23 protein-coding genes are annotated in these 25,206 nt (G+C 69.2%); 10 read left to right on the forward strand and 13 right to left on the reverse strand.

Features of this window, described 5'->3' with window-relative positions:
* Positions 1 to 47 precede the first annotated feature (47 nt).
* Positions 48 to 398, forward strand: coding sequence for a YybH family protein (locus ACRAKH_RS19165; protein WP_380719717.1), 351 nt, complete (start codon positions 48 to 50; stop codon positions 396 to 398).
* A 180-nt stretch (positions 399 to 578) separates the two neighbouring features.
* On the forward strand, positions 579 to 2,153 hold the full coding sequence (locus ACRAKH_RS19170; RefSeq protein WP_380719719.1) for an aspartate aminotransferase family protein: 1,575 nt from the start codon (positions 579 to 581) through the stop codon (positions 2,151 to 2,153).
* 218 nt (positions 2,154 to 2,371) lie between these two features.
* Here the strand turns inward: ACRAKH_RS19170 and ACRAKH_RS19175 are convergent, their stop codons facing one another.
* The 7 genes from ACRAKH_RS19175 to ACRAKH_RS19205 all read right to left on the reverse strand — a co-directional run bounded on the left by ACRAKH_RS19175 (position 2,372) and on the right by ACRAKH_RS19205 (position 9,189).
* Entirely contained in the window at positions 2,372 to 3,856 is a 1,485-nt protein-coding gene (locus ACRAKH_RS19175) for a DHA2 family efflux MFS transporter permease subunit (protein ID WP_380719721.1), read from the reverse strand.
* Positions 3,857 to 3,957: 101 nt separating this feature from the next.
* On the reverse strand, positions 3,958 to 4,440 hold the full coding sequence (locus ACRAKH_RS19180; protein WP_380719723.1) for a pyridoxamine 5'-phosphate oxidase family protein: 483 nt from the start codon (positions 4,438 to 4,440) through the stop codon (positions 3,958 to 3,960).
* 128 nt (positions 4,441 to 4,568) lie between these two features.
* Entirely contained in the window at positions 4,569 to 5,330 is a 762-nt protein-coding gene (locus ACRAKH_RS19185; protein ID WP_380719724.1) for an SDR family oxidoreductase, read from the reverse strand.
* A gap of 157 nt (positions 5,331 to 5,487) precedes the next feature.
* On the reverse strand, positions 5,488 to 6,798 hold the full coding sequence (locus ACRAKH_RS19190) for a flavin monoamine oxidase family protein (RefSeq protein WP_380719725.1): 1,311 nt from the start codon (positions 6,796 to 6,798) through the stop codon (positions 5,488 to 5,490).
* A gap of 234 nt (positions 6,799 to 7,032) precedes the next feature.
* Positions 7,033 to 7,476 carry a nitroreductase family deazaflavin-dependent oxidoreductase gene (locus ACRAKH_RS19195; protein WP_380719726.1) on the reverse strand — a complete coding sequence of 148 codons (444 nt, stop codon included), beginning with the start codon at positions 7,474 to 7,476 and terminating at the stop codon, positions 7,033 to 7,035.
* Positions 7,477 to 7,732: 256 nt separating this feature from the next.
* On the reverse strand, positions 7,733 to 8,284 hold the full coding sequence (locus tag ACRAKH_RS19200; RefSeq protein WP_380719728.1) for a flavin reductase family protein: 552 nt from the start codon (positions 8,282 to 8,284) through the stop codon (positions 7,733 to 7,735).
* 56 nt (positions 8,285 to 8,340) lie between these two features.
* Positions 8,341 to 9,189 carry an NAD(P)H-binding protein gene (locus tag ACRAKH_RS19205; RefSeq protein ID WP_380719730.1) on the reverse strand — a complete coding sequence of 283 codons (849 nt, stop codon included), beginning with the start codon at positions 9,187 to 9,189 and terminating at the stop codon, positions 8,341 to 8,343.
* Positions 9,190 to 9,518: 329 nt separating this feature from the next.
* Between ACRAKH_RS19205 and ACRAKH_RS19210 the strand changes: the two genes are divergently transcribed.
* Together ACRAKH_RS19210 and ACRAKH_RS19215 are read left to right on the forward strand one after the other, a co-directional pair.
* Positions 9,519 to 10,700 (forward strand): acyl-CoA dehydrogenase family protein, encoded by a 1,182-nt coding sequence (locus ACRAKH_RS19210; protein WP_380719731.1) that lies wholly within the window; start codon positions 9,519 to 9,521, stop codon positions 10,698 to 10,700.
* Between the two features lie 62 nt (positions 10,701 to 10,762).
* Complete coding sequence (locus ACRAKH_RS19215; RefSeq protein WP_380719733.1) at positions 10,763 to 11,176, forward strand: YybH family protein; 414 nt, start codon at positions 10,763 to 10,765, stop codon at positions 11,174 to 11,176.
* A gap of 141 nt (positions 11,177 to 11,317) precedes the next feature.
* Here ACRAKH_RS19215 and ACRAKH_RS19220 read toward each other — a convergent pair whose 3' ends face one another.
* The gene (locus ACRAKH_RS19220) at positions 11,318 to 13,507 is read right to left on the reverse strand and encodes a BTAD domain-containing putative transcriptional regulator (RefSeq protein ID WP_380719735.1); all 2,190 of its coding nucleotides are present in this window, start codon (positions 13,505 to 13,507) and stop codon (positions 11,318 to 11,320) included.
* A gap of 854 nt (positions 13,508 to 14,361) precedes the next feature.
* On the opposite strand from ACRAKH_RS19220, the gene ACRAKH_RS19225 reads away from it, so the two are divergent.
* Complete coding sequence (locus tag ACRAKH_RS19225) at positions 14,362 to 14,709, forward strand: winged helix-turn-helix transcriptional regulator (RefSeq protein ID WP_380719737.1); 348 nt, start codon at positions 14,362 to 14,364, stop codon at positions 14,707 to 14,709.
* Positions 14,710 to 15,261: 552 nt separating this feature from the next.
* Here the strand turns inward: ACRAKH_RS19225 and ACRAKH_RS19230 are convergent.
* Positions 15,262 to 16,008 (reverse strand): integrase core domain-containing protein, encoded by a 747-nt coding sequence (locus tag ACRAKH_RS19230; RefSeq protein ID WP_380719739.1) that lies wholly within the window; start codon positions 16,006 to 16,008, stop codon positions 15,262 to 15,264.
* 479 nt (positions 16,009 to 16,487) lie between these two features.
* Here ACRAKH_RS19230 and ACRAKH_RS19235 point away from each other — a divergent pair, with 479 nt between their 5' ends.
* Positions 16,488 to 17,225, forward strand: coding sequence for a GNAT family N-acetyltransferase (locus ACRAKH_RS19235; protein ID WP_380719741.1), 738 nt, complete (start codon positions 16,488 to 16,490; stop codon positions 17,223 to 17,225).
* A 715-nt stretch (positions 17,226 to 17,940) separates the two neighbouring features.
* Positions 17,941 to 18,084, forward strand: coding sequence for a hypothetical protein (locus tag ACRAKH_RS19240; protein ID WP_380719743.1), 144 nt, complete (start codon positions 17,941 to 17,943; stop codon positions 18,082 to 18,084).
* Positions 18,085 to 18,093: 9 nt separating this feature from the next.
* On the opposite strand, the gene ACRAKH_RS19245 is transcribed toward ACRAKH_RS19240, so the two are convergent.
* Complete coding sequence (locus ACRAKH_RS19245) at positions 18,094 to 18,273, reverse strand: hypothetical protein (protein ID WP_380719746.1); 180 nt, start codon at positions 18,271 to 18,273, stop codon at positions 18,094 to 18,096.
* Between the two features lie 924 nt (positions 18,274 to 19,197).
* Between ACRAKH_RS19245 and ACRAKH_RS19250 the strand changes: the two genes are divergently transcribed.
* Positions 19,198 to 19,560, forward strand: a complete 363-nt coding sequence (locus ACRAKH_RS19250; RefSeq protein WP_380719749.1) for a hypothetical protein — start codon at positions 19,198 to 19,200, stop codon at positions 19,558 to 19,560.
* A gap of 46 nt (positions 19,561 to 19,606) precedes the next feature.
* Here the strand turns inward: ACRAKH_RS19250 and ACRAKH_RS19255 are convergent, their stop codons facing one another.
* Complete coding sequence (locus ACRAKH_RS19255) at positions 19,607 to 20,485, reverse strand: pyridoxamine 5'-phosphate oxidase family protein (protein WP_380719752.1); 879 nt, start codon at positions 20,483 to 20,485, stop codon at positions 19,607 to 19,609.
* On the opposite strand from ACRAKH_RS19255, the gene ACRAKH_RS19260 reads away from it, so the two are divergent.
* Positions 20,392 to 20,982, forward strand: a complete 591-nt coding sequence (locus ACRAKH_RS19260) for a hypothetical protein (protein ID WP_380719798.1) — start codon at positions 20,392 to 20,394, stop codon at positions 20,980 to 20,982. The two genes, ACRAKH_RS19255 and ACRAKH_RS19260, sit on opposite strands and share 94 nt — an antisense overlap.
* Here ACRAKH_RS19260 and ACRAKH_RS19265 read toward each other — a convergent pair.
* Positions 20,957 to 21,811, reverse strand: a complete 855-nt coding sequence (locus ACRAKH_RS19265; protein ID WP_380719755.1) for a hypothetical protein — start codon at positions 21,809 to 21,811, stop codon at positions 20,957 to 20,959. The two genes, ACRAKH_RS19260 and ACRAKH_RS19265, sit on opposite strands and share 26 nt — an antisense overlap.
* 1,440 nt (positions 21,812 to 23,251) lie before the next feature.
* On the reverse strand, positions 23,252 to 23,401 hold the full coding sequence (locus ACRAKH_RS19270) for a hypothetical protein (RefSeq protein ID WP_380719757.1): 150 nt from the start codon (positions 23,399 to 23,401) through the stop codon (positions 23,252 to 23,254).
* A 432-nt stretch (positions 23,402 to 23,833) separates the two neighbouring features.
* Between ACRAKH_RS19270 and ACRAKH_RS19275 the strand changes: the two genes are divergently transcribed.
* The gene (locus tag ACRAKH_RS19275) at positions 23,834 to 24,382 is read left to right on the forward strand and encodes a hypothetical protein (RefSeq protein WP_380719760.1); all 549 of its coding nucleotides are present in this window, start codon (positions 23,834 to 23,836) and stop codon (positions 24,380 to 24,382) included.
* The last annotated feature ends 824 nt before the right edge of the window (positions 24,383 to 25,206 follow it).

Here is a 25,206-nt window from a genome sequence, read left to right on the forward strand (position 1 = left end):
TGACGAGCACCGTGGACAGGATCGAACCCGTGGCGGACCCCCGGGAAATGACCGCGACATACGTGCGCGCGATGAACTCGGGCGACGTCGAAGCCGTGCTGAGGCTCTACACCGAGGACGCGGTCTCGGTGTGGGAGCCGGGCAAGCCGGTCAGCGGCGAGGAGCACGAGGAGGGCATCCGCGCGTACTTGGCCCGCAAGCCGGTGATGAAGGCCGAGCTGCGCGAGTCGTTCGTGACCGAGGACACCGCGCTGTTGGTGGTCGACTGGGAGCTGAACATCCCGGCGGGCCAGGGGTTCGAGGCCGAGCACCACACCGGTATCGGGCTCGACGTGCTGCGCGTGGGCGAGGACGGGCGCTGGCGGTACGTCGTGGACAACCCGTTCGGCGAAGCCTGAGGGACACGCGCGGGATGCGGCGGCGGGCGTGGACCCGTCCCGCCCGCACGCCTCCACGGGCCATCGGCGACAGCGCCGAGCGTGCCGACAGGACGACCACACGCAGCGCGGTCATCGGCGGGTAATCGTCCTCCCGCTCGCCCCGGACGGCGATGACCCGAGCATGACGGAGGAGGGCACATGGCTGCTCCCACGATGGAACCCGAACTCGCCGAGGCCCACATGCGAGGGCTGCTCGCCGGCCTCGGCCTCGACGTCGAGTACGTGCGCGGTGAGGGTGACACCCTCTACTACCGCGACCGCGACGGCACTGAAACCGCCGTGCTGGACCTGGTCGGTGGTTACGGCACCTTGATCTTCGGCCACAACCACCCCGACCTGGTCGCGCTCGCGCGCGACCTGCTGGCGAAGCGGGTGCCGCTGCACGCGCAGTTCTCCTACCACCCGTACGCCAACGAGCTGGCCGCCGCGCTGAACCGGGTGCTGCACCGCGAGTTCGGCATCGACGAACCGTACTCGGCGGTGTTCGCCAACAGCGGCGCCGAGGGCATCGAGACGGCGATGAAGCACGCCGAACTGGACCGGGTGATCCGCGTCGGCGAGTTGCACGCGGCCGTGGAGGCCGACATCGCAGCCGCCCGAGCCGCGGTCGCGGACGGCACGGCGACCGTGTCCGCCGAGGCGCGCGCCCGACTCGGTGTGACCGACGGCGTGGACTTCGACGCCGTCGTGTCCGAGATCGCCCGCCACAACGCCGAGGTCCTCGGTCGCGGACCGGTCTTCCTGACGCTGGAGGGCTCCTTCCACGGCAAGCTGGCCGGCAGCGTGCAGCTGACCCACAACGCGGGCTACCGGGCGCCGTTCCGCGCGCTTGCGGCACAGGCCCGGTTCGTCCCGGTCGACCAGCCGGGCGCGCTCGCTTCGGTGCTGGCCGAGGAGCGCGTGGCACTGCTGGCGCCGGTCGTGGTCGACGGGCAGGTGACACTGGCCGAACGCGACTTCCCGGCGATCGGCGCGTTCTTCGTCGAGCCGGTGCAGGGCGAGGGCGGCATCCACGTGCTGTCGCCGGAGTTGGCGGCGGAGATCCGCGCCGCCGCCGACTCCGCGGGCTTCCCCGTGGTCGTGGACGAGGTGCAGAGCGGCATGGGGCGCACCGGGCGGTTCTTCTCCGCCTCCGGCATCGGCTTGCTCGGCGACTACTTCGTGCTGGCCAAGGGCCTCGGCGGCGGCATCGCCAAGACGGCGGCGCTGCTGGTTCGGCAGAGCCGCTACCGCAGCGACTTCGAGCTGGTGCACAGCTCGACGTTCGCGAAGGACGCGTTGTCCTGCCACATCGGCATCAAGGTCGTGGAGATGCTGGAGGCGGACGACGGCGCGGCTTACCGGCTGGCCGTCGAGCGTGGCGGGCGGTTGCGTCGCGAGCTGGACGCCGTGGCCGCGGAGTTCCCCGATGTGGTCGCGGCGGTTCGGGGCAGGGGTCTGATGCTGGGCATCGAGTTCCACGACCTGACCGGGTCGACCTCGGAGGTGCTGCGGGACAACGCCCGCGCGGGCCTGATCGGCTACCTGGTGGCCGGGTACCTGTTGCGCGAGCAGTCCATCCGGGTCTTCCCCACCGCCAGCGCGGCCCACACCCTGCGGGTGGAGCCCTCGCTGGCGATCTCCGACGAGGCGATCGAGCAGTTCGGCCGGGCCCTGCGCGCACTGTGCGCGATCATCGGCAAGGCCGACGGAATGGCGCTGCTGCCGAACTGACCCGCTCGCGGGAGGAGGCCGCCGACCGGACGGTCGGCGGCCTCCATTTTGCCCGGGAACGACCTCCAGCGAGCGCCCACGAGCCGGCACGGCTCCGTCAGGGGACGCGGACGTTCCGTGCCGGCGGCGACCGTGCGAGCCACCGTCGGCGCTCCCGTGCGACCGATGCGCGGACAGCCGGGGGAAGCCGGCCGCCCGCGCACGGAGAGGGAAGTGTGCTAGCTCTCGACAGCCGCCGTGGGCTTCGGCGTCTTGAACAGCACCAGACCCACGAGAAGGCTGACGACCGCCAGGACGGTCATCGCCCAGAAACCCGCCTGGAAGCCCTCGTTCAGAGCGTGCTTCTGGTCAGCCCCACGGGTGAAGGTGACCGCCACCGAGGTCGCCACCGCGACGCCGATCGCGCCACCCATCTGGAAACCCGCGGTGTTGATGCCGGAAGCCACACCCGAGTTCTCGGCCGGGACGTCGGCCAGCGCGGCGATGGTGACACCGACGAAGCCGAGACCGAGGCCGAGGCCGAAGAGGAGCAGGCCCCCGAACAGGTCGGCGAAGTAGGTGCCGTCCACCGAGACCTGCGTCAGCAGCAGGGTGCCGACCGCCATCAGCGCCATCGAGATCACCGACAGCGTCCGGAACCCGATCTTGGCGACGACGCGTGCGCCGATCTGCGAGCCGATCGTGGACATCACCGTGTAGATCACGGTGCTGAGGCCGAAGGCGAGAGCGGTGTAGCCGAGCACCTGCTGCGCGTACAGCGAGATGATCAGCACCGCGCCGAAGGTCACCATGCCGACGAGCAGCATGACGACGTTGCCGCCGACGAGGTTCCGGCTGCGGAACAGGCTCAGCGGCACCATCGGGGTGGAGACCCGCTTCTCGATGACGATGAACAGCGCGATCAGCACGGCGGCCACGGCCAGCAGGCCGAGGGTCTGCCCGCTCAGCCAGCCGGCGACGGGGGTCTCCACGACGGCGTAGATGAACGCGACCGTCGCCAGGGTGATGGTCAGCGCGCCGAGCGGGTCGAAGCCCTTGCCCTGGCCCGTCACCTTGCTCTCGGGCAGCAGCTTCTTCGCGAGGGCGAGCACCACCAGCGCCACCGGCACGTTGATGAAGAAGATCCACTCCCAGCCGAGGAGGTCGTTGATGGGACCGCCGATCAACAGCGCCGCCATGGCGCCCGCGGCACCGTTGGCGGCCCAGATCGCCAGCGCCTTGCCCAGTTCCTTCTTGTCGGTGAAGGTGACCATCACCAGCGACAGCGCCGTGGGCGAGATGATGGCGGCGGAGATGCCCTGGCCGACGCGGGCCAGAATCAGGATGGTCGGGTCCCAGGCCAGACCGGCGATCAGGGACGAGACCAGGAAGAGCACCATGCCGACCATGAACATGCGCCGCCGGCCGAGGATGTCGGCGGCACGGCCGCCGAGCAGCAGCAAGCCACCGAAGGTCAGCAGGTACGAGCTCATGACCCACTGCGCGCCCGCGGCGGTCAGGCCGATCTCGGCCTGCATGGACGGCAACGCCAGCAGCACGATCTGCGCGTCCAGCTGAACCATGAAGAAGCCCGTGCACAGCAGCGCGAGCGCCTTCCAGCGCAACGGGTTCTTCGGTGCCTCCACGGCCTCCTCGGCACCGACGGCCCGCGCCGTCTCATTCGTCGCCGCGGTGCCCGCGGCCGAGCGGTTGTCCCCTGACATGACTTGTCCTTCCGATGGTTCACGGTGTCGCTGTTGTGGGTTGTCACGTCCGCCGGTCGGGTCGCCTGCCGGCCTTCGGACCGGGGCCGCCGGCGGGACGGTCACGCGTTGTCCGACTGCCAGATGCGTGCGGACAAGTCCGTCCCGCGGACGACCTGCACTCGGTACGGCTCCATGCGGAGCAGGTGGTACTCGGGGTCTTCCGGGCCGCCCCTCCAGTACGTGATCGGGTCGTACCCGACAGTGGGAGGCGAACCCTTGCGGTACAGGTTCCAGATGTCGCGCTTGATCTCCGGGTCGTCGACCCAGATCGACACGGTGTCGATGTGCACCACGTTCTGGCGCGGTGACCAGTAGGAGAAGGTGGCGTGCGGGTTGCGCGCCAGGTGTGCCGTCTTCACCGGCGTCTTGTAGGCGGCCAGCCACCCCACCGGGCGGTCGTCCACCACCTCCCAGATCGGCAGCAGGACCCTGGCCCTGGGCCGGTTCCTCTTGTCCACCGTGATCATCGTGCAGTACTTGATGTCCGCGATGTACTCGAAGAACCTGCTCTGGATCTCGGTGAATGAGGTGACTGTCGCCATCGTCGTTCCTGTTTCCCGCACACAGCGAGTTCAGCCGCGTATTGCCAGGGCAATGGTCTGCCCCGGCAATACTCGGCAACCTGTATTGTCGATCTCCGCTCGCGGCTCTCGCGGCCCGAGCGGTGCTCTCATTCGGAGCCCAGCGGAACCAGGCCCTGTGCGATGCCGCCGTCGACCGGCAGCTCGACCCCGGTGGTGAAGGTCGCGCCGAACGCCAGGAACAGCGACGCCTGCGCCACTTCCTCCGGCGTGCCGATGCGGCCGAGCGGAGTCAGCGCGGCGCCCTCGATCTCGAAGTGCTCGCGGTACTCGGGGCTCGCGGTGGCCACGCCCATGGTCGGGGTCTTGATGAACCCGGGGCTCACCACGTTGACCCGGATGCGCCTGGGCAGCAGCTCCGCCGCCAGCACCTGCGCGAACGCCCGCACCGCCGCCTTCGCGCCGGAGAACGTCGCCATGCCGGGGGTTCCGGTGCCGTCGGCGACCGCGGTCGTGAAGACCACCGCACCGCCTTCGGAGATCATGGGCAGCAGGCGCTGAACGGTGAAGAAGGCACCCTTGGTGTTGATGGCGAACGTCTTGTCGAACGTCGCCTCGGTGACGGCGTCGAACGGTTCGAGCTCGGCGAAGCCGGCGTTGATGTGCACGTAGTCGACCGAGCCCAACTTCTCCTCGACCAGCTTGCCCAGGACGTCGATGTCGGCCAGGTCCGTGGTGTCGGAGCGCACGACGTGCGCCTTCGGACCGAGTTCCCGTTGCGCCGCCTCGACGTTGCGCTCGTTGTAGCCGGTCGTCAGCACGTCGGCACCACCCGCGAGCAGCGCCTTCACGATGGCCAGCCCCATGCCGTGGGTGCCACCGGTGATCACGGCCCTCTTGCCAGAGAACATGTGCGGAATTCTCCTGTTCAGCTCCGCGAGCGAATGATGCGCGTGCTTCGACGCTAGAATCACACGCCGGCGACGATTGATCAACTACTGATAAAAAAGTCAGTACTTACCAATTGGTCAGTGGTCGCAACCCCGACAAGGCGTCCGGAACGGCGGCTCAGTGCCGGTCGAGCAGGCCGGCGATGTGGCGCGCGGCCACGATGCCGGACTCGATCGCGCCGTCGACGCAGCCGCTCCAGCCGTTGGCCATGTCACCCGACGCGAACGCCAGCCGACCCTGCGGTCGCTGGATCTCCCGCATGGTGGTGAGCTGACCGGGCTGCCGGTACGCCCAGCCGCCCTCGCTGAACTCGTCGCGGCCCCAGTCGTGGAACTTGTAGTCGAGGACCTCGGCCCTCGGTTCCAGGTGGCGCACGGCCTCCTCCACCTGCTTCGGGTCGTTGACGTCCACCCAGTCCTCGACGCAGAAGCCGACCACGAGCTGGGTGCCGTCGGGCAGCACGCGGTGCGGGAAGAGCCCGATGAACGCCGCCCCCTCCTCGCCCTGCGCGTAGAACGCGCCTTCGAAGTCGCCGCGGATGTGCAGCGCGAGCTTGACCGCGTTCGGCACGCCGATGGTCTCCGTGCTGGCCCGCGTGTACGGCTCGGGCAGCGCCGGGCTGAACTCGATGCTCTTCCACACGTTCACCGGGACGGTGACCACAGCGGTCGACGCGGTGAAGACCTCACCGGACGCCGTCGTCACGGTCACCGCGGCGCCGTCGTCGTGCACCGCCTTGACGGCGGTGTCCAGCCGCAGCTCGCTGTTTCGGACGTCGGCCGCCATCAGCTCGACGAGCTTCTGCATGCCGACCTCCAGCCGGAGGTTGAAGATGGCGTCGAAACCGATCAGCTGGAGGCCGCCCATGGCCCACCAGTGGCCGGGCATGGTCAGCGCGCCACGGGCGCTGCGACCGCCGGACTCCCCCGAGGCCCAGCCCCACAACAGGTTCTCGTCCTCGGGTGACAGCTCCAGCTCCAGGATGCGGTCGCGGAGCGAGAGCTTGTCGACCTCCGCCAGCTTCTCCGGCCGGAACCAGGGGTCGTGGGGTCGCTCGAAGTACTCCTCCCAACCGGTGAACAGCCGCTCCAGCAGCTCCTGCTGCCGAGTCAGGACCTCCTCCCCCGGGTAGGTCTTCATCTGACCGTCGGCGCCCGGGAAGTTGGCGAACAGGGCCTTCTCGTCGGGCACGATGCCCAGGCCGTAACGGGTGATCTCGGTCCACACGTGGGGCTGGGTCCAGTGGACCCACGCACCGCCGAGTTCGACGTGGTGGCCGGCCAGCGTCTCGGTGTAGGCGCGGCCGCCCAGCCGGTCCTTGGCCTCCAGCACCAAGGTGCGCTTGCCCTGCGAGCCGAGTTCGCGCGCGGCGGTGATGCCCGCGAAGCCGGCTCCGATGACGATGGCGTCGTAGTGCGCGGTGGTCACGCGTTCCTCCTGAAGGGACTCGCAGCGGGACCGGTGAATCCTCATTGGACAGCGCATCGGTGCAGCAGGGCCGGTCCCCGCATCGAACGCCGCGACCGTAACCGGGCGCCGACCACCGGCTGTTCATCGTCGGTAATGGACGGCCCACTTCCGGGCCCCTTGGCGCTCCTCACAATGCCGCGAGGGGTGGACGGCGGTTGCCGTCCACCCCTCGGGGATGGGTCTCCTCAGCAGTTACACGCGCTCCAGGACCACTACCGGGATCTCCCTCGTCGCGGTGGCCTGGTAGGTGTCGTACGCGGGCCACAGCCTGGTCATCAGGGCCCACAGCCGCGGCTTCTCCTCCGCACCCGCGGTGCGCGCGCGTGCGGTGAACTTCTCGGACCCGGCCTGAACGTGCACCTCCGGGTTCGCGACCAGGTTGAGGTACCAGTCGGGGTGCTTCGGGCCGCCGCTCATGTGAGAGGCGACGATCACGTAGCGGTCGCCGTCCTTCGTGTAGAACATGGCGGTCCGGCGGAGCTTGCCGCTCTTGCGTCCCCTGGTCGTGAGGACGAGGTTCGGGACGCCCGCCTCCATGTGGCCGTCCCGCCCGTCGCTGGAGAGGTACCGCGCGACGTGCTCGGCGACCCCCGCGTACGGGCTGTCGGTGACCGGCTCCGCGCCGGGCTGGTTCATTGGTGCTCCTCATCGGTGACGGGATCGGGGAGTGGTTGGTGCACGGCGGGTAACCGTCCGTGCGACCACTGTAGCGACGCCCGATCGGCGACCACGCCACCACCGCCCGGTGGCGGGAGGCGACGTGCCGCCGGGTCAGTGGACCGCAGCGTGCGGGAGGCCGGTCTGGGGGCCGACCTCCCGCACGCCGGGCCGAGCCCGGGCGGGCGGGCCTGGGGGACCCGCCCGCGCACCGGGCCGCACTCCCAACCGGGTGTCAGCCGGCCTCGAGCGCGTCGAATGGGGCCAGTCGCCGGAACGCGCCCCCGTAGAAGAGCAACCCGGAGCCGTCGCCCGCGGTGTCACCGCTCAGCACGGTCCCGACGATCACCGAGTGGTCGCCCGCCGTGTGGACGGCGCTGACCTCGCACTCCAGCCACGCCAGCGCGCCGCCGATCAACGGCGCACCCGTGCGGGGCCCCGAGTGCCAGCCGAACGACTCGAACTGGGCCCGGCCGTCCGGCCGGCGCTTGTCCGCGAAGTGGCGGGCGACGTGCTCCTGGTCCGCGCCCATCACCGACACCCCGAACGCGCCGGTGGCGGTGAGCGCGCCGTGCATGACCGCGGAGTGCGCGACGCAGCACAGCACCAGCGGGGGGCTCAGCGACACCGAGGTGAACGCGTTCGCGGTCATGCCGCGAATGTGTTCGCCGCCGACGGTGAGCACCACCACGCCGGTGGCGAACCGGGACATGACGCGGCGCAGGACGTCCGGCGCCACGGCGCTACCGGCCGCGCGGGACGGCATCGGGGTGGTGTGCGCAGACATGCTGCCTCCTGTGCGTACTCGTCTGTGGTCCGGGCGGGTCGGCCGTCCGGCCCGGATCACACCCGCCAGGCGCCGTTCGCGGCGGCGTTCGCGGCGTACTGGGCGAAGCTGATCGGGTCGCGGCCGAGGGCGCGCTGCACCCCATCGGACAGGTAGGCGTTCTTGCCCTCGCGGATCTGGCCGATCAGGTCGGCCAGCAGCTCGGCGTACTCGCGCGGCGTGCCGAACGAGACCAGCTCGTCGACGTACTGCTCGTGCGTGACGGCCTCGTAGCGGATCTCACGGCCCGTGGCGCGGGCGATCTCCGCGACCGCCTGGCCGAAGGTGATGAGCTCCGGGCCGGTCAACTCGTAGACCTGACCCGCGTGGCCCTCCTCGGTCAGCGACACCACGGCGACCTCGGCGATGTCCTCGCAGTCGACGAACGGTTCGAGGCCGTCACCCGCGGGCAACCGCAGGTTCCCCGCGAGGATGCCGTCCAGCAGCACGCCTTCGTCGAAGTTCTGGGTGAACCACGTCGGCCGCAGGATGGTCCACCGGAGGCCCGACGCGCGGACGATGTCCTCGCTGCCGGTCAGCGACTTGCCGCCCGCCTCCTCGTCGGTACGGGCCTGCAGCAGGGTCAGACGCTCGACGCCGGCGGCGACGGCCTTCTTGCAGAACGACCGGACCGACACCGCCGGATCCCACTCCACCGCCTCGTCGACCAGGTCGACCATGTAGACGGCGCCGGCCCCGTCGAGGGCCGCGTCCCAGGTGCTCTCGTCGTGCCAGTCGAACTTCGTCTCGCCGTTGCGGCTCGCGGCGCGCGCGCTGAACCCGCGGGCACGGAGCTGCGCAACAACCCGCCTTCCGGTCTTGCCGGTTCCACCGAGCACCAGGATGGGTTTTCCGGTCGTCGTCATGGCCACCAGTGAAGCAGCGTGTCCGAACTTGTTCGAGATCGCGGGCGAAGTATTTTCCACCGTTTGCTCATTGACGGTCGCGACTGGTTCGGGGACTGGTAACCGCCGGGTAATCGGCTGGTCATCGGGTCCGCGCGAAGTCCCGCCACCTGCGTGGTTACCGAGCAGTGATTGCGTATTGGACACGTGCGGTATGCGCCTCGGTAGCTTTGTCGGCAAGCGTCGAAGCCTGGCCGGCGAATAGCGCCGAGGTGCGACGCGTTCGACGCCGGCGACCGAACCAGGACGACACCGCGGGCATACCCGTGCGGAAGCACGACCGAGGAGGCATGGTGACCACGATCGAAGACGCCCGGCCGGCGGTTCTGGAAGCGGTACGGGACCTCGTCCCGACGCTGCGCGCCAACGGCGCCGAGGCGGACGCGAACGGCTGGCTCCCGCAGGAGAACATCGACCTGCTGGAGAAGGCCGGCGTGTTCGGGATGGCCGTGCCGCGCCGGTTCGGCGGTCTGGACCTGCCGCTGGCCGAGAAGGCCGCGGTGCTGACCGAGATCGCGCGTGGGTGCCCGTCCACCGGATGGGTGTCGATGGTGTGGGTGAGCACCGCCTGGATGGTGTCGCTGTACCCGGACAAGGCCCAAGAGGAGATCTTCGGGTCGGGTGCGGTCCGTGTTTCCGGCGGGTTCACGCCAGGCGGCACGCTGACCCCTGTCGACGGCGGCTACCGGCTCAACGGCACCTGGCGGTTCAACACCGGTTCGAAGGCCGCCGACTGGAACATGATGGCCGCCATCGTCGAGGGGCCGGACGGTCCGGTCGGCGAGGCTGTGGCGCTGGTGCCGCTGTCGGACATGACCCTCGCCGACGACTGGGACGTCTCGGCCGCGCGCGGCACCGGGAGCGTGAGCAGCACCGCGACGGACGTCTTCATCCCGGCGCACCGGGTCGCGGACGCCGAGAGGGCCGTGCTCGGCACGCTGGACGACCGGTCGAACACCGGCGCGACCGGCCGCAACTACTGCCTCTACCCGCTGGTGCTGGCCGAGTCGCTGGCCGCGTTCGTCGGCATGGCACGCGGCGCGTACGACCTGTTCCTCGGCCGACTGGCCGGTCGCGGCATCTCCTACTCGAGCTGGACCGACCAGAGCGCGCATCCGCTGACCCACGTGCAGCTCGCCACCGCGGCGAACAAGATCACCGCGGCCGACGCCATGCTCGAACGCATGGTTGCCCTGATCCAGCGCCGTGCCGACGAGGGCGTGCAGCCCACGTGGGAGGAGCGCGCGGACATCCGCGGCCAGAGCGCCTTCGCCATCCAAATGGCGAAGGAGGCCGTGGACCTGCTCTACAGCGCCAGCGGCGCCACCGTGATCGCGCGCAACGTCCCCCTCCAGCGGTTCCAGCGCGACGTGCAGGGCATGGCCCAGCACGGTCTGCTGAACGCGGCGACCAGCCTCGAGGTCCAGGGCCGCGTCCTGCTGGGGCTCGACCCGCAGAACTACTTCCTCTGATCCGGCCCCGTCCGACGGGACCGGGCACGAGCCACCGACGAACAGAAAGCGAGAAGTCGCCCATGACGGCGCAAGTGGACTTGGACAACCTCGAACTGACCGACGACCCGGAGGTGCAGAACGCGGTCTTCCTCGCGGCTTTCAACTCCGGCAAGGGCGCCATCTTCGACAGCCTCTACCGCGACGACGCCATCTCGAACCTCACCGGCGCCCCGCGCACCGGCGCGGACCGGACCGCCGCGATCACCGAGCTGCTGGCGCGGAACCCCAAACTGGACTCCACCGTGAAGTACGCCTACGTCGCCGGCGGGCACACGTCGTTGATCGTGGTGGACTTCCGCCTGGAGATCACCGGTGACGACGGCAAGCCGGTGCGGATCAACGGCATCTGCACCGACGTCCTGGTCCGGAAGCCGGACGGCAAGTGGATCATGGCAGTCGACCGCCCCATCGCCCTGGAGACGATCCCGCTGTAGGCGTTCCCCCGTAAGGGTCATCTCACGGCACCGCGTACCCAGGCCTGTACGGCCCGGGTGCGCGGTGCCGTCGTTCGGCACCTCGCCGACGCTGGAGCGCGGTGGTGGTGGCACGATCACCACTACCACCGCGCTCCCAGGTCAACGGGCCAGGTAATCCAGCTCTTGCTCGACCATGGGGTCCACGGGGACGAGGCGGGGCGTCCTGATGGCTCCCGGCAGTCCGACCACCCGCTCCGCGCCGTCACCGAAGACCGGGTCCAGGGTGATGGTCGCGGCGTGCCGCTTGCCACCACCCCAGTCCTGCCTGCGGTCCAGGAGGCGCGGCTGCGCGGTGGCGACCACGAGCAGCGGCACCGCACGAATGGTCTCGACCAGGGCCTCCACCGCGTCGAGCACGGCCGGGTGGGCGAGGTGCAGGTCATCCACCGCCATCATCACGGGCTTCGTGAGCGCGAGGTTCTCCACGAACAGCCGCCACGCGCTCAGCACCTCGGTGACGTGTGCGCCGGCGGCCCCGTCGCGCTGCGGGTCTACGCAGTAGCGCAACCAGTAGCGCAGCCACCGGAACTCCTCGTCGTCCGACGCCACCTGATCGAGCACGTACGACAACTTGGCCGACACCGTGACGGAGGAGTCCCCCGGCTCGATGCCGCAGCAGTCCCCGACGAGTTGGCTCGGAAGTGCCAGCGGGTCGTCCGCGCCTCGGACCGGGATCCGTCCCGAGAGGACGGTGACATCGTCGTCCTCGTCCAGGCGGCGCACGAGTTCCGCCAGGAAGTGCGTCTTGCCGATGCCCGCGTCGCCCAGGATGGTCACGAGGTGCGGTCGGACACGGTGGCGGACCCGGTCGAGCATTCCCGCGAGCAGGTGCATCTCACGCTCGCGGTCCGCGAATGGCAGCGCGTTGCCCGCCTGCGCGTCGCCGACGTCGCCCAGGCTGGCCGACTCGCCATCCCGGGCGACTCGGTACGTGAAGAGCGACCTGGTCATCCACAACGTCCGCTCGCACACCCTGATGTCGCCCGCCGGCGCGTCGGCCAGCAGCCACTGGGCTCGCTCGACCAACATGCCCGCCACCACCACCGCCTCACCGGAGCGCGAGTACCGGACGGTGGCCTGGCCCGTGACGATGGCGGCGGTGACCTCCGGTCGCACAGCGGGTTCCGCGCCGGTGTCGAGAACGTCGGCCAATCCGGACACCGCGCGGACCGCGCGCTCGGCGTGGCAGCCGTCCTGCGTCGCTTCGAACAGCACGGCGGTGATGGAGCCGATCGACGCCAGGATCAGTCCGCCCTTGGCCTGCACGGCCCGGCGGACATCGACGGCGATGGTGTCGAAGTGGACATCCATCCGCTGCGCTGGGATGACACCCTGGGCCACAGCGGGGCGCGCCCGGATCAGCAGCACGCTGACGGTCTGCCGTTCGCGCCTCACCTTGGGTCCCGTCGGCTCGGCCGGCCGATCGGCGAGTGGGACGCGCCCCGGCTCCAGAGCCGCCGGAACGGGCGGGACCGGTCCGGCGGCGGGCACCACCGGTTCCGCCTCGGTCGACGCCACTTCGATCCGCTCGGACGGGTTGAGCGCCGGGTCGTGGGTGAGGATGGCCTGCTGCAACGCGCGCAGGCCGTGACCCGGCTCCAAGCCGAGGTCCGCCAACGCGGCCCGCGTCCTGGTGAAGGCGGTGAGCGCGTCGGCATGCCGTCCGCAGCGGTAGAGCGCGAGCATGAGCTGGCCGCACAACCGCTCACGCAGCACCTCGGTCTCCACCATCGCCTGCAACTGCCCCAGCACCGCGTGATGGCGTCCGCAAGCCAGTTCGGCCTCGAACAGGTTCTCCATCGCGTCGAGCCGGGAGTGCTGCACCGCGGTCAGCTCCGGCCAGTTGACGCCGGCCTCGACCAGGTCCGCCAGCACCGGGCCGCGCCACAGCGACAGCGCCTCGCGCAACACCTTCGTCGCCTTGGCGGGTTCACCACTCGCGAGCAGCGCCTGACCGTCGCAAGCCTGGCGCGTGAAGCGGTGCAGGTCGACCTGCTCGGCGTCGAGCCGGAGCGTGTAGCCGGGCGGCTGCGTCACCAGGCTGGGTGCTCCATCCCGCCCGCTCTCGTGGGCCGCGAAAACCGTGCGCAGCCCCCAGACCGCGTTCTGCAGGATCTTCCGCGCCGACGTCGGCGCGTCATCGCCGGGCCACAGCGCCCGCAACAACTGACTGGTGGCAAGCACCTGGTTGGCCTGCAGCAGCAGCAGACCGAGGGTGGCGCGCTGCCGGGCCCCTCCCAGCGGGACCGGGTGGCCGTCGTGGTCTAATGCCGTTAGCGGGCCTAACATCTGAAACCGCATCGTGTCCCCCAAGCCTACGATTCGTCTTCCGGTGGTCGTGTCCGACCACCATGCGGCCCCTGTGGTCGCCGCGTGCCCGACCTTGCGCGACGGTCCGATTGTGTGGCGCCGGACACGTCCCAAAGAAAGGGTCATTGCGGTCGCGGTGCTCGTCCGTCAATGTCAACGGTCATCGAAGCGACCGGACTGCGAATTCAGCCTACCACGCCCACTGCGTAGGTCACGGTTGTCAGAACAACGCTCTCGCAAGACACTCGGTGACCACGTCGCGTAATTCCGAAGCCGTACCAGCGGATAGGGTGACCACGCCGCCCAAGGAATGACTTGACGCTCCCGGACACACTGAGTCGCCCGTTCAGGCCCCAATCGCCCGAATGGGTGAAAATTCGGAGTCGTGCCGTTCGAGGCGCAGAGCCCGTCGGCGCTCGAATATCCATCCCGACCGAGGGTGCCTTGCTAACATCGGTCTGACCGGACGAGGGCTCGAAACCGGAGATCGGGGTGGTGCCGGCGGCGAGTGCTCCTACGGCTGCCGCGCGAGCCGGCTGGAAGGTACTGCTACCAGCAGAGGAGTTCCTATCGCGGGAGTCCACCACACGAGGCTCGCATCCCCGCCGGCCACGTGGGCCCCCACCCGGAACGCCTCCGCGAGCGAGGCGATCCGACGACGGGAGCGTACCGACACCCAGTGTTGCTGCCGCTCATCGACTCTCCACACTCCGGCATCCTCGGCGTCACCCGCAGCGACCGTTACGCAGTGCTCCGACTCTCGTTACAGTATCTGGTGTTCATGGGCGGACAAGTACTTACGGGAAGGTAAGTACTTACCACGATGTCAGGGGATGAACGTGAAGACCAAGAGCTACGTCTGCGGATTGGACGCCGCAGTGGACCTCATCGCAGGCAAGTGGAAGGTCCTTATAATCTGGGCCATCGCCGATGAGAGCAAGCGCTTCGGCCAATTGAGGCGACTCGTTCCGGGAATCAGCGAAAAGATGCTGTACCAGCATTTGCGGGAAATGGAGGCGGACAACCTCGTCCGCCGTGAGGAGTTCGACGAGGTGCCCGCCAGGGTCGAGTACTCGTTGACGCCATTGGGACACTCGCTGAACGCGGCGCTGGAGCCGCTCAACGAGTGGGGGGCCCGCAACATGGCGTCGGGCGACCCTGCCGCCTGCGGTTACCGCTGACCCGCCGCCGTCCGGTTGGACGTGATGCCAACCGCAACCCGTCCGCGAGGACGCCCTGCGGGGCGGCGCTCCGGCGCCCCGCCCTGCGGGGCACGTCGAACACATCACCCGGACGACAAAGGGAGAAACCACCTCACTGCTTGCAGCCGCCGTTCATTCCTCACCACGTAGCCGAGACCGAAATACTGAACGGCGCAGATCCGGGAGGGCCTTCGGAGACCGAATCGACGTCTCGACATATCGCCGTTCGGAAGTGGCGAACCAGCCGAAGTGCTCTCCGCAGTCGGCCCTGCTGAGGCGTCGGCCGTGTCCACGTCGCTACGGCCGCCTGTGATGTTCGGAGTTCCGAAGCGACACGAGCGTCACCCACCGCTCAGTACGGTGACGCGCATCGCACCACCGTTCCCACGCCTGGCCGGCCGGACATCACCGGTTCACTCCTCGTTCGTTTGCCCGGTCCGGGCGAGCTCGACCGATTCGTGGACGTCGCCTGTGCGCAGCATCGGCCGGCATCCGGCCCGGGTCGAGCGGCGGGACGGGGTGGCAGGCCGGTCAGGACTCCAGGGCCTCCTCATCGCTCGCCTGCCGCGCCTCCTGTGGGGTCCAGAAGTTGGCCATATTGTCCGACCTGGGCGTTAGGCTGCTGTGGGTTCGTACTCGTTGATCAAGACCGCCAAGGACGGATTGACGGCGTACCGACGTGCCGCTCGACTGCGGGATGGGACGGTCCGGTCGTGGTGGCGTGAGCTGTCGCGCTCGGTGGGGTCGACGGTGGTCGTAGTGGGACACATAGCGGTTCAACACCGACCGCAGGTGGTGGTCGTTGATGATGAGCAGTCGGTCGGTGACCTCGTGTCTGACGGTGCCGACGAACCGCTCGGCGTAGCAAGTCGCTGTCGGGCAGCGTGGCGGGACCTTCACGGCCTGAATACCGGTGTCGGCGAGGACGGCGTCGAACGATGCCGTGAACCGACCGGCACGGTCGCGGATCAGGAACCGGAAGTCATCGGCTCGGTCGTCGAGGTCCCGGTTGCGGACTTGTTGGACGGTCCATGCCCCGTCGGGGTTGGTGGTGGTGCCGAGGATGTGGACGTAGCGCGTGGCGACCTCGACCACGAGAAAGACGAGCACCGCGCGATCGGTCCAGTCCAGCCGCGGGCGGGGAGTGGACCGGCGCAACACGGCGACCTCGTGCCGCAGCACCAGCTGTTCGACGTCCTTGGCCGCAGTGGACCGGCCGAGCAGGACCAGCCAACCACCGAGCCGGACGAAGATCAGGTGCAGCAGTCGTAATGCCACACCTCATGATCATGCCCCCGCGGTTCGTGGTGCGCGATCACCGCAGCTCAGCGGCCAGCGCAGAATTCTGACACCCCACAGGGGGATCGTGAGGGGTCCGACCGCCCTCGCCGGACCGACAACCCGACAGCGGATGGCAGCCGCCGACGTGTATCCGGTCCGGCGGACTCCGCGCATCGAACTGGCGAACGTGCGAGCAAACGCAAGTGGCCGCGAACGAACTCGGTTGAAGCGTGGCAGGCAGCGGGCAGGAGCGGTGCGCTCGCACCGACCGGCGTTGCACCGCAATCGCATACCGCGCCACGGGGCTGGGTGGATCGGACTCGATCGGTTCGTCTTCCGAGTGAAACACCGTCCGGCGGCGGACGAGCGGGATCAGCGGTGGTTCCATGCGCGTCATGGAGGACGATGCGGCTCTGTTGGCGACACTGCGTCGTAGGCAGATGCGGGCTCGGGGGTTCTCCGGCCGCGGGAACAGCATGGGGCACCCCGCCGTGATCGGTGAGCGCGTGGGGCCGGTGCTGCGCAAGCACCTGCCGGGCGTGGGAGGGATCATCGTGCGTGCCGATCTCCGAGGGTTGCGCGGCTCGGACCTGGACGCGCTCATCGCCGACCAGTGCGCCTGGGCCACCGAACTGGGGCTGCCCATCAAGTGGAACCACCACGACGGCCTACCTGAGGATCTGCCCGTCCGGCTGCGCGCAGCCGGGTTCCGGGTCGGCGAGGAGGTGACGCTGATGATCGGTCGGGCCGCGGATGTGGCGGCCGCGGCGACCGTCGCGCTGCCCGCGGGCGTCAGGGTGCGCGAAGTGACCGATCGCAAGGACTTCGACCGCGTGCGGCAGTTGGCCGAGGCTGCCCGGGACGCCCCGTGGCACTGGCTGCCCTCGGCCCTGGAGCACTGGGTTGTCGACGAGGTCGACCCGTGCACCGTCCTCGTGGCCGAGAGCGCGGACGGCCGAGTGGTCGCCACCGGTTGGGTCCGGTTCCACACCGGTACCGACTTCGCCTCGACCTGGGGAGCCGCAACCCTGCCGTCCTGGCGCGGCCGAGGGCTCCACCGCATGCTGCTGGGACGCCACGCCCGTCTCGCCGTCGACCGCGGCTACCGCTACCTGTACAGCGAGACCCTGCCCACCAGTCGGCCGACCGCAGTCCGGCTGGGCTTCACCACCGTGCGCAAGTTGACCCCGTATCACTTCACACCCGGCGGTTGAGATTCCGACTCGTATGCAGGCCGCGCCAGGCTGATCGGGTGATCACCCGTTGCAGCCCGTCGGAGGTGCTGGACCCGGCTCGCTGGCGTCTGATCGTGCCATCGCCGACATCAGCCGCGTCTCGTCGCGGCTGCTTCCAGGCACGCCACGTCCGCTGCGCGATCACGTGGGCAGTCGCTCGCCCAGCCTCGATGGCAACCTGCCGTCGTCGCGGCAACTCGGCTCCGGTCGGATTTCGGGCGCATCGGCGCGGGTTCGCCGGTCGGTGTCACGCGGAGAGAACGGCCAATCCCTTCGCTTCGAGACGTGCGCGCGCTCCTGGGGCAGTGCCTCGACCGCCGCATCAGCGACCTCGACACCCTCAACGCCGCTCTCGCCGCCTGGCAACTCATGACCAACACCGAGCAACGCCAAGTCCGCTGGCAGTTCGCCACGGACGCTGATCCCGTCCAACGAGCAGGACCCGGTCGAGCTGGCCGAGTTCGGCCAGGAGACCTTCCTACTGGCCCGCGACGCGCCACCGGTGACCGATCCCGGGTACGCGGAGCAGCGGCTGACGGCGACGGCGCGGCAGTCGATCGACGAAGTCCTTGCCGCGCACCGGTTGGCCGTGATCGTGTCACCAACCACTCGCCGGCGTGGCCGCTCTCGGAGCGCGCCGCTTCCGTGGTCGGTTCGTCGCCCGCTGCGGTGTCGGGCTACCCGAACGGCCACCATGCCCGCGGGTTTCGTCGGCGACCTGCCGGTGGGGTTGACGTCGATGGCGGTCCGCGACGAGGACGCGGAGGTGCTGCGCCTGGCGGCGGCGTTCGAACAGGCGGCCGACGCCGGGCGGCCACCGCGCTACCTGCCGCGGTGAACATCAACTTCAGACCCGCGTGAGCCCGCCGGGGCCCCAGGCGGTCCACCGCCAGTGCAGGGTGAAGCCGAAGTCGAACTTCTTGCCGTTGACGATGGCCAGCTTCTTCGGCGACGACCAGGTTGTTCCCGGCCGGTACCGGGATGGCGAGGACGGGCGTGCTGGTGTAGTAGTCGTAGGAGGTGTCATGGTCAACGGCCTGGACTGAAGGCCGATCGCACGTGCCGTCGTCGATGCCAGCTGATCGACTCGTTCGCGCAGCGGGGCGAAGCTCGCCCGACAAGCACAGCCCACCTCATGCCGAGGGCCCGGAATCGGTTCGCGACAACCCGTTCCGGGCTTCGTGCTTCCCGCAACCGTGGCCGCCGATCGGGTCCGGTGGGCGCCACCCAGCGTGCTCCACCGGGGCGGGGCTCGTGGTGTCCATGGTCGGCGGTGAGCTGCGGGCAGTCGGCCGCGTCGCCCGTGCCCGCGCCGTCGCCGGAGTTGCGGAACTCGGCGAACCGCGCGTCGCGCCAGGAGAAGCCGGACATGTCGGTCCACGGCGCGGCCTTCGATCAGCTGGTCAACCACCCCGAGCTGGACCACGAGAAGTGGCCCCACCTGGCCTCCGCCGCCGAGCACGCCACGGCGGCGCAACCTGGACGACGCCGCCTCGCGGCACTGGGACCGGGCGCTGGACCTACATTGCCGGCCAGGCCCGGAACAGCACGGCGACCACTGTGGGACACCCATTGGGAAACAGGCAGCGGAACATCGCCCGGAGCGGCCTGCGCCGCCTCCGCTCCACATCGCGGGAAACCTCCGTACCGCCGGCTGGCGACGCGCGCACCGGTTGCAACAGCACGGCCTGCACACCGAAAGGTTCAACCCACGGGAAGAAGATCGCGTTCGATCCGTGATGGGTCGAGTTCCCATGACATTCCGAGACCGGGTCATCCGGTTGGTGGCTCGTCGCGGTGTCAGCGGGTGGTTGTGGTCCCCCTGGCCGGTGATGACCGCTTGTACCGGCGGCGGTGGGCTGTGCGGTCGTGTTTCGCTGTTGGTGGAGCACGTTCGGCGAAGCGCCGAAAGCTGCTTCGGTGTCCCACTCCGTTCACGAGGGAGGCAGCGATGATCACGTGTCGACTCACCCGTCGCATCGCCGGATGGACCGTTGCGCTGAATTGCGCGATGGTCGTCGCCGTGCCGATGTCCGCCTCGGCGACGACCTACACCGCCGGTGTCCAGGAGTACCAGTCGCACTTCACGTGCGAAGACCTGCACTGGGCGGACGATGAGGTCCTCGAAGGCACGCAATGTTCGCCCCAGCACACCGGTCCGATCGTGGAAGCGTTCACGATCGAAGGTCGGATGCTCGGTGCGCCGGTGACTTACTACTGCGAGTCCGGCTTCGGCGTCGTGGATACGGTCAGGGGGTTCGACTGTGAACCTGCGCAGGCTTCCGATCGTACGGTGGACGACTATCGCGGATGAGACGATCGCGGACCGAGGCCGCGATCTGAGGTGATCCTTGGTCCACTCATTCCGGTATCCGGGGCGGCGCGGACATCACCATCACCCCAACCCCGGAGGGGCCACCACCACCCGACGGCTCACCGGGCGCTCCCTCCATCTGAGACGGACGCGTAGTCCTGTCGGGGTGCCGATGTCCGGGCGGGGGGGTGATTGGTGCTGCGGAACGCACCTGGGACCTGGTCGTGGTGGCCGGGAGGATGGGCAGCACGCCCGCCCAGTGCCCGCCGTCGGCCTTGTCGGGGGCCGGTCCACCGGTGCGGACCTTGGCTGAAGCGCGCTCGATCTCGACTCGGGTGATCGCCGTCCACCCCAGCTCGTCGGCGCTGGGCGGGCGCGAGTCGGCCCAGCGGCCGGGGGCCGCCTGCTCGGTGATCACCCGGAGGGCTTCCTCCTTCTCGCGCGGGTCCTCGACCAGGACGGCGTGCCCGTAGACCACCGTGGAGCGGTAGGCCACGGCGTTGTGCAGGGTCGAGCGGGCCAGCACGAGGGCGTCCACGTGGGTCACCGCCAGGCAGACCATCTTCCGCGGCACCGGCCCGGCTCCCCCGTTCTTCGGGGTGATCAACCGGGTCATCCGTGAGTCGTGGGAACCGTGCAGGTAGACGACGCCGGTGGGGTTGTCGGGCGGGCCCTTCTCCTGGAAGCCGTAAAGCCGGGGGAGGACGGCGGGCGCCTTGAGGTCGTACCGCGCGTCCGGGGGGCTGTCGGGGTCGAGGGCGGTGAACCCACGTGGCAGTAGTAGCCCTCCTTGAGGATCTCGTGCACCGTCTTCTTGTCGTACCTGACCAGGTGCCAGGACCGAAGACCTCTCGGCTCTGCCCGAAACGGAGATCGACCCGCCCGCGGACGACGACTTCGCGCTCTCCGCTAAGGACAAGTGCACCGACGAGGAGAAGGAAGGAGCGCCTCGGGCGGCTGGCGGACTACTTCGCGCAGCAGAAGGTCAACTTCCTCGGTAACCTGGGCGACGGGAACGCGCGCGGCGCCAAGGATCTCGGCCGGTTCCTCGACTACAGCACCATCAACGTCGGCGATCCGTTCCGGGACAGCAACTTCACCCCGCACTCGCGCGCCGCAGAACGCGCCGTCTTCGGGTACTACGCCCGGTTGTGGGGTGGCACGCTGCGCCAACCCGACGGCGGCAAGCCGGTGGAACCCCACCAGCACTGGGGCTACGTGCTGTCGATGGGCGGCACCGAGGGCAACGTCTACGCGATGTGGAACGCGAGAGACTACCTCGCGGGCAAGCTACGCATCGCCAACGGCCCCCGGGCCGCCGCCGGTCGGGCGCCCGCCGAGATGTGGGTAGACGCGCAGCCCGCCCAGAACAACGAGAACGCCTCGGGAATCCGGCCTACACCATCGAGGCGTCGGGCTTGACGGGTGTGCCGTCCTCGTACTCCCAACGCTGCTTCACCGTGTTGTACTGGGTTCGCCGGCTGCGGTCGTAGGACTTGATGGAGACGACCAGGTGGCCGTCGCTGTTGTGGAAGCCGTTCTCGTCGTTGTTCATCGCCAGCCACAGGGTGCGCGGACCGCTGTCGGGCTCGACCTCGGCCACCGGGGGCGGCGCGGGTGGGTCCTGCTGGGGAATGAGCCTGTCGATGGCCTTCCACCGCTCCGCCGGGGGCAGGTGGGCGATGGTCAAGTCCTCCTCGGCGTCCATGCCCAGGGTGTAGTTGTCGGGAAGATCGTTGGTCGTCCAGAAACCGCTGTCCGGGTAGACGCTGCGCCACAGGGCATAGATGTGGTCGTCGGTGGCCCGGAGGTAGGTGATCGTGCTCGCCGAGACGACCTCCGGCCTGGCGGCGAGCGCTTCGATGAACTCGATCCGCGCCATGAGTTCCGCCGTACCCGGCGGCATGGAGGGCTCGGGTTGCTCCGGTCCGACGAACTCCAGGTTGGCGTAGGTGCCGACGATGAACGGCCGGCCGTTTCGGCCCCACCGCCCGATCAACTGACCCACCTGGCCGAGCCGTCCGTGGTAGAGGTACTCGGTGCGGCCCGCCGTGCTCGCGTCGTAGAACCGGGTGTCGCCCGGCTTGCGCGCGTCGCCGTCACGGGTGGCGTAGTCCCTTGCGGAGGTGTCGAAGCACCACGTGCCCTCCGCCCTCAGGCTCCACCCGGTGTCGGCGGCACGTGCGGGCAACTCGAAGCCGGTGTCCTGCCACCCCTTGTCCGCGTAGATGTCGATGACCCGATCGCTCATGGCACCCTTCCCGCTGTACGTCGCCCGACCCGCTGGACGGGCGCCGCAAAATGATTTCGAAGCCGCTTGCCTTCCTTCTATGCCCGACGCCTCCTACCACTCTCCAGTGCTCCGTTTCCCACTCGAACGAGATGATCGGACGGCAACCGGACCGCGGCCTCCACCGCCGCGCCGACGTCAGCCATGCGGCTGGCTGCAACGCGCGCGACGGCACCTGAGCCGATCGCGGTTCCACTCCGCCTGCCGTGGAATCAGGGCATGGTTCCGGTGTACCGGTGGCCACGGCTGTGGAGATCGTCGGGTGGTTACCGGGTCATGACGCGGCGGACGAGGTTGCGGGCCTGGTACACCCAGGGCCTCCGAAGCCGACGATGTCGAGGCGCCCGTCGCCGGTGACGTCGGCGAGGAACCGGAAGCGCTTCTCGGCCTTCCAGCCCTGGGCGCTGCCGCAGTCGTTGAGGACGAGCTCAGCCTTGCCGGAAGGTGCCGTCGCCCTGTCCGCGCGCGATGACGACTCCTGGGGGCCGAAGCCGACGCAGACACCGTCGCACAGCACCTGCTAGGGCTGCTCGACCGAGAGGGCCGGGTGCTGGTCGTCACGGCGGCACGCCGGACCAAGCAGACCCGGACGCACTCGTCCGGCTGAACGAGCTTCTTGCGCCCTACGGGGACAGGGCCGTGCTGCGGGTCGTGGTGGACCCCGAGGAGTTCCAGAACGCCAACACCTACTACCTCCACTTCCCGACGGCCACGCAGAGGTGTGGGTGGGGTCGGCGAACCTGACTCGCGGCGGCCTGATCGGCAATCACGAAGCGGCCGTGACGCTGGACTCCGAGACCCGGCTGAAGCCCCGATCGGCGACGACGTGCCGAGCCTGAATCGAGGCGTTCCACGACAGGCCGGGACGACGAGCGTCTCCGAGCAGACCAGGCTGCTGCTCACGCGACGCCGAACCACCCGCCGGCGGCCCGACGTCCGGCAGGTCGACATGGCACCGTCGATGGTGTTGGAGGACTGGCTTCAGGACACGATCGACCGCAATCGGAGGCCGGCCGAGTTCCGGGCGCAGCACGCTGCTGCTCGACTTCGTACACCGGCCCACCATCCGGCACTCGCTGCGCAGCGCTGTTCTGCCTCGACCAACCCGGCATCAACGTCGTGCAGCGGATGCTCGGCGCCGAAGCGTCGATCAGACCCGGTGACATGCGCACCGGGCGGATGGTGGACCAGGAGTGGACGAGGCTGGCACGGCGCACTACCGGGGCGCCGTTGATTGTCGCTCCTCCGCGGTTCGAAGAGCAACGGCGCGTCAGCAAGTAGGCCAGCTCGGCATCGGCCAGAGTGGTGACCTTGGCACTGTGATCGGAGAACTCGCTGGTCCACGTCGCGATCACGGACGCCTTAGAGCTGGAAGGCAGGACGTTGTCGCTGGTCAACGGATCATCCTCGCAAGTCGACCACCGACCACGGCGCCCGATGTGAGGGCATCTCGACGACGACGGCGCCTGCCTGCTCGTCGTCGGCGAATTCGGCGGCACCGAACCGGTAGACCTCGTCGCCGCTGAGCTTGATCTCGCGCTCGACGCGCATGGTCTGGCGTAGACGTCCGGGTCCGCTCGCCAGTCGGTGGCGTAATGGTGCTTTCCGTCGACCCCCAGCACCACCCGCCGCCCGTAGGGGCAGCAGAAGCAGGGAATCCATCCCGACCGAGCCGTCCAGGTGCCTGGATTTGTTAGCCGCGCCGGGCCGTGACCGAAGACCGTCGACATCCGACCATTACCGAAATGTGCGTCCTTGAGCCGCCTGTGCTCGGTCAAGGCTCCATACGGTTGAGCTCTTGATACGTGCCGGTGGCACGCAAAGTGTCATTCGACGGATAGGCGCCACGTCGATTGCGCCATTTTGGCCGATGTGCACCCAGAAGCCATGAACAAGTGACGGACCGATCAGAGTGGCCGATCCACAGGACGGGCGAACTCATGTCGCCTTCGGATTCCCGCGCACCTCACCCCGGAGCGACAAATGCGTTCACGCACAGTCATGGCCGGTCTCCTCACCACGGCGGCCACCGTCCTGGGCTTGATGGCCTTCGCCACCCCGGCCACGGCGGGCGCGCTGGACGTGACCTGCCTGCCGACCAGCAGCCAGACCGCATCCTTCAGCCCGCCGCTGACCCTCACCCCCGGGCCGACGACGGTGACCGCGTCCACCCAATACGGACCGTGCACCTCCACCAGCGTGCCGGAGCTGACCTCCGGCTCCCGCAGCGCCACCATCACCTACCCGGCCTTGTCGTGCCTGGACCTGGTCACCTCGGCCCCGCTGACCTTCACCATCACTTGGAACACCGGTCAGACCTCCACCATCTCCGGCAGCACCACCGTCACCACCGCCGGCGCCGCACTGGTCGTCACCATCACCGGCAACGTCACCGCCGGACTGTTCGCCGGCGACTCGGTCGTCCAGACCATCACCGGACCATCCACCGCCGTCACGCTGTGCACGCTGGGCATGGGGACGGTGCCCAGCATCTACGGGGTCGTCGCCCTCTCCATCACCTCCACGCCGTAACCGTCGAAGCACCCATGGCAGGCGGTGCACCGGTCGAAGCCCGATCGCCGCACTGCCACTGTTGGTGCCCGATGACCGGCGCGAACGGGCAACGACGTTCGGCCGCGAGGGTGCTGGAGTCACTGTCATGTGCTGTTCCGCGGGGTGGTCGTGTGCTGTATCGAGGACGCTGCCCGAAGCGCAGACGGGGGCGTCGTCGTTGCGTTCGGAGGGCTGTGAGCCTCTCGTGGTGCTCCGAAGATCGGAGGGTGGACGTGACGGCTCCGCCTCGGCGGGTTCGAAGCACAGACCAAGCACGAGTCGGCCGGTGACGTTCACGTCCTCAAGCGGGTCGACCGGCGACGGTTCGGTGTGGACGCTGGGCCCTGCCGGTCCAGTCAAAGGCCGCTCAGTGGTCCTCGTCTCCGGTCGTGGTGGCGGTGCTACGACGGGCCGGTCGAGGAGGGTGACGGTGTTCGCGTCGCAGCGGAAGGCCAGGCGGCGGTCGTGGACGAGCCGAGCGGTCTGCTCGGGTGTGGGGTTTTCGGCGATGCCCGCCCACGTGAGGTGGTCGGCGATGCGGGCCAGTAGGTGGTCGTCGCGGAGGTAGAGGGTGCGGGGTGCGTCGTCGGGGCGGGTGCGGGCGCTGGTGTGCCCGTGGCGGCAGCGCTAGCCGGGCCGGTCGTGTACCCGGTGCGCGTTTATCCGCCGCCCGCACCCGTCCCCGTCCACACCCGCCGCACGACGCCACGGCACGTTGTGCCGCGTCAGATGGTTCTGCTGACCGACACCCGTGCGAACTCCGGGCCGTCGGTCGCGTCGTGCGGCAGGACCCACGGCCTGGG

The organism is Saccharothrix hoggarensis (assembly GCF_052936025.1).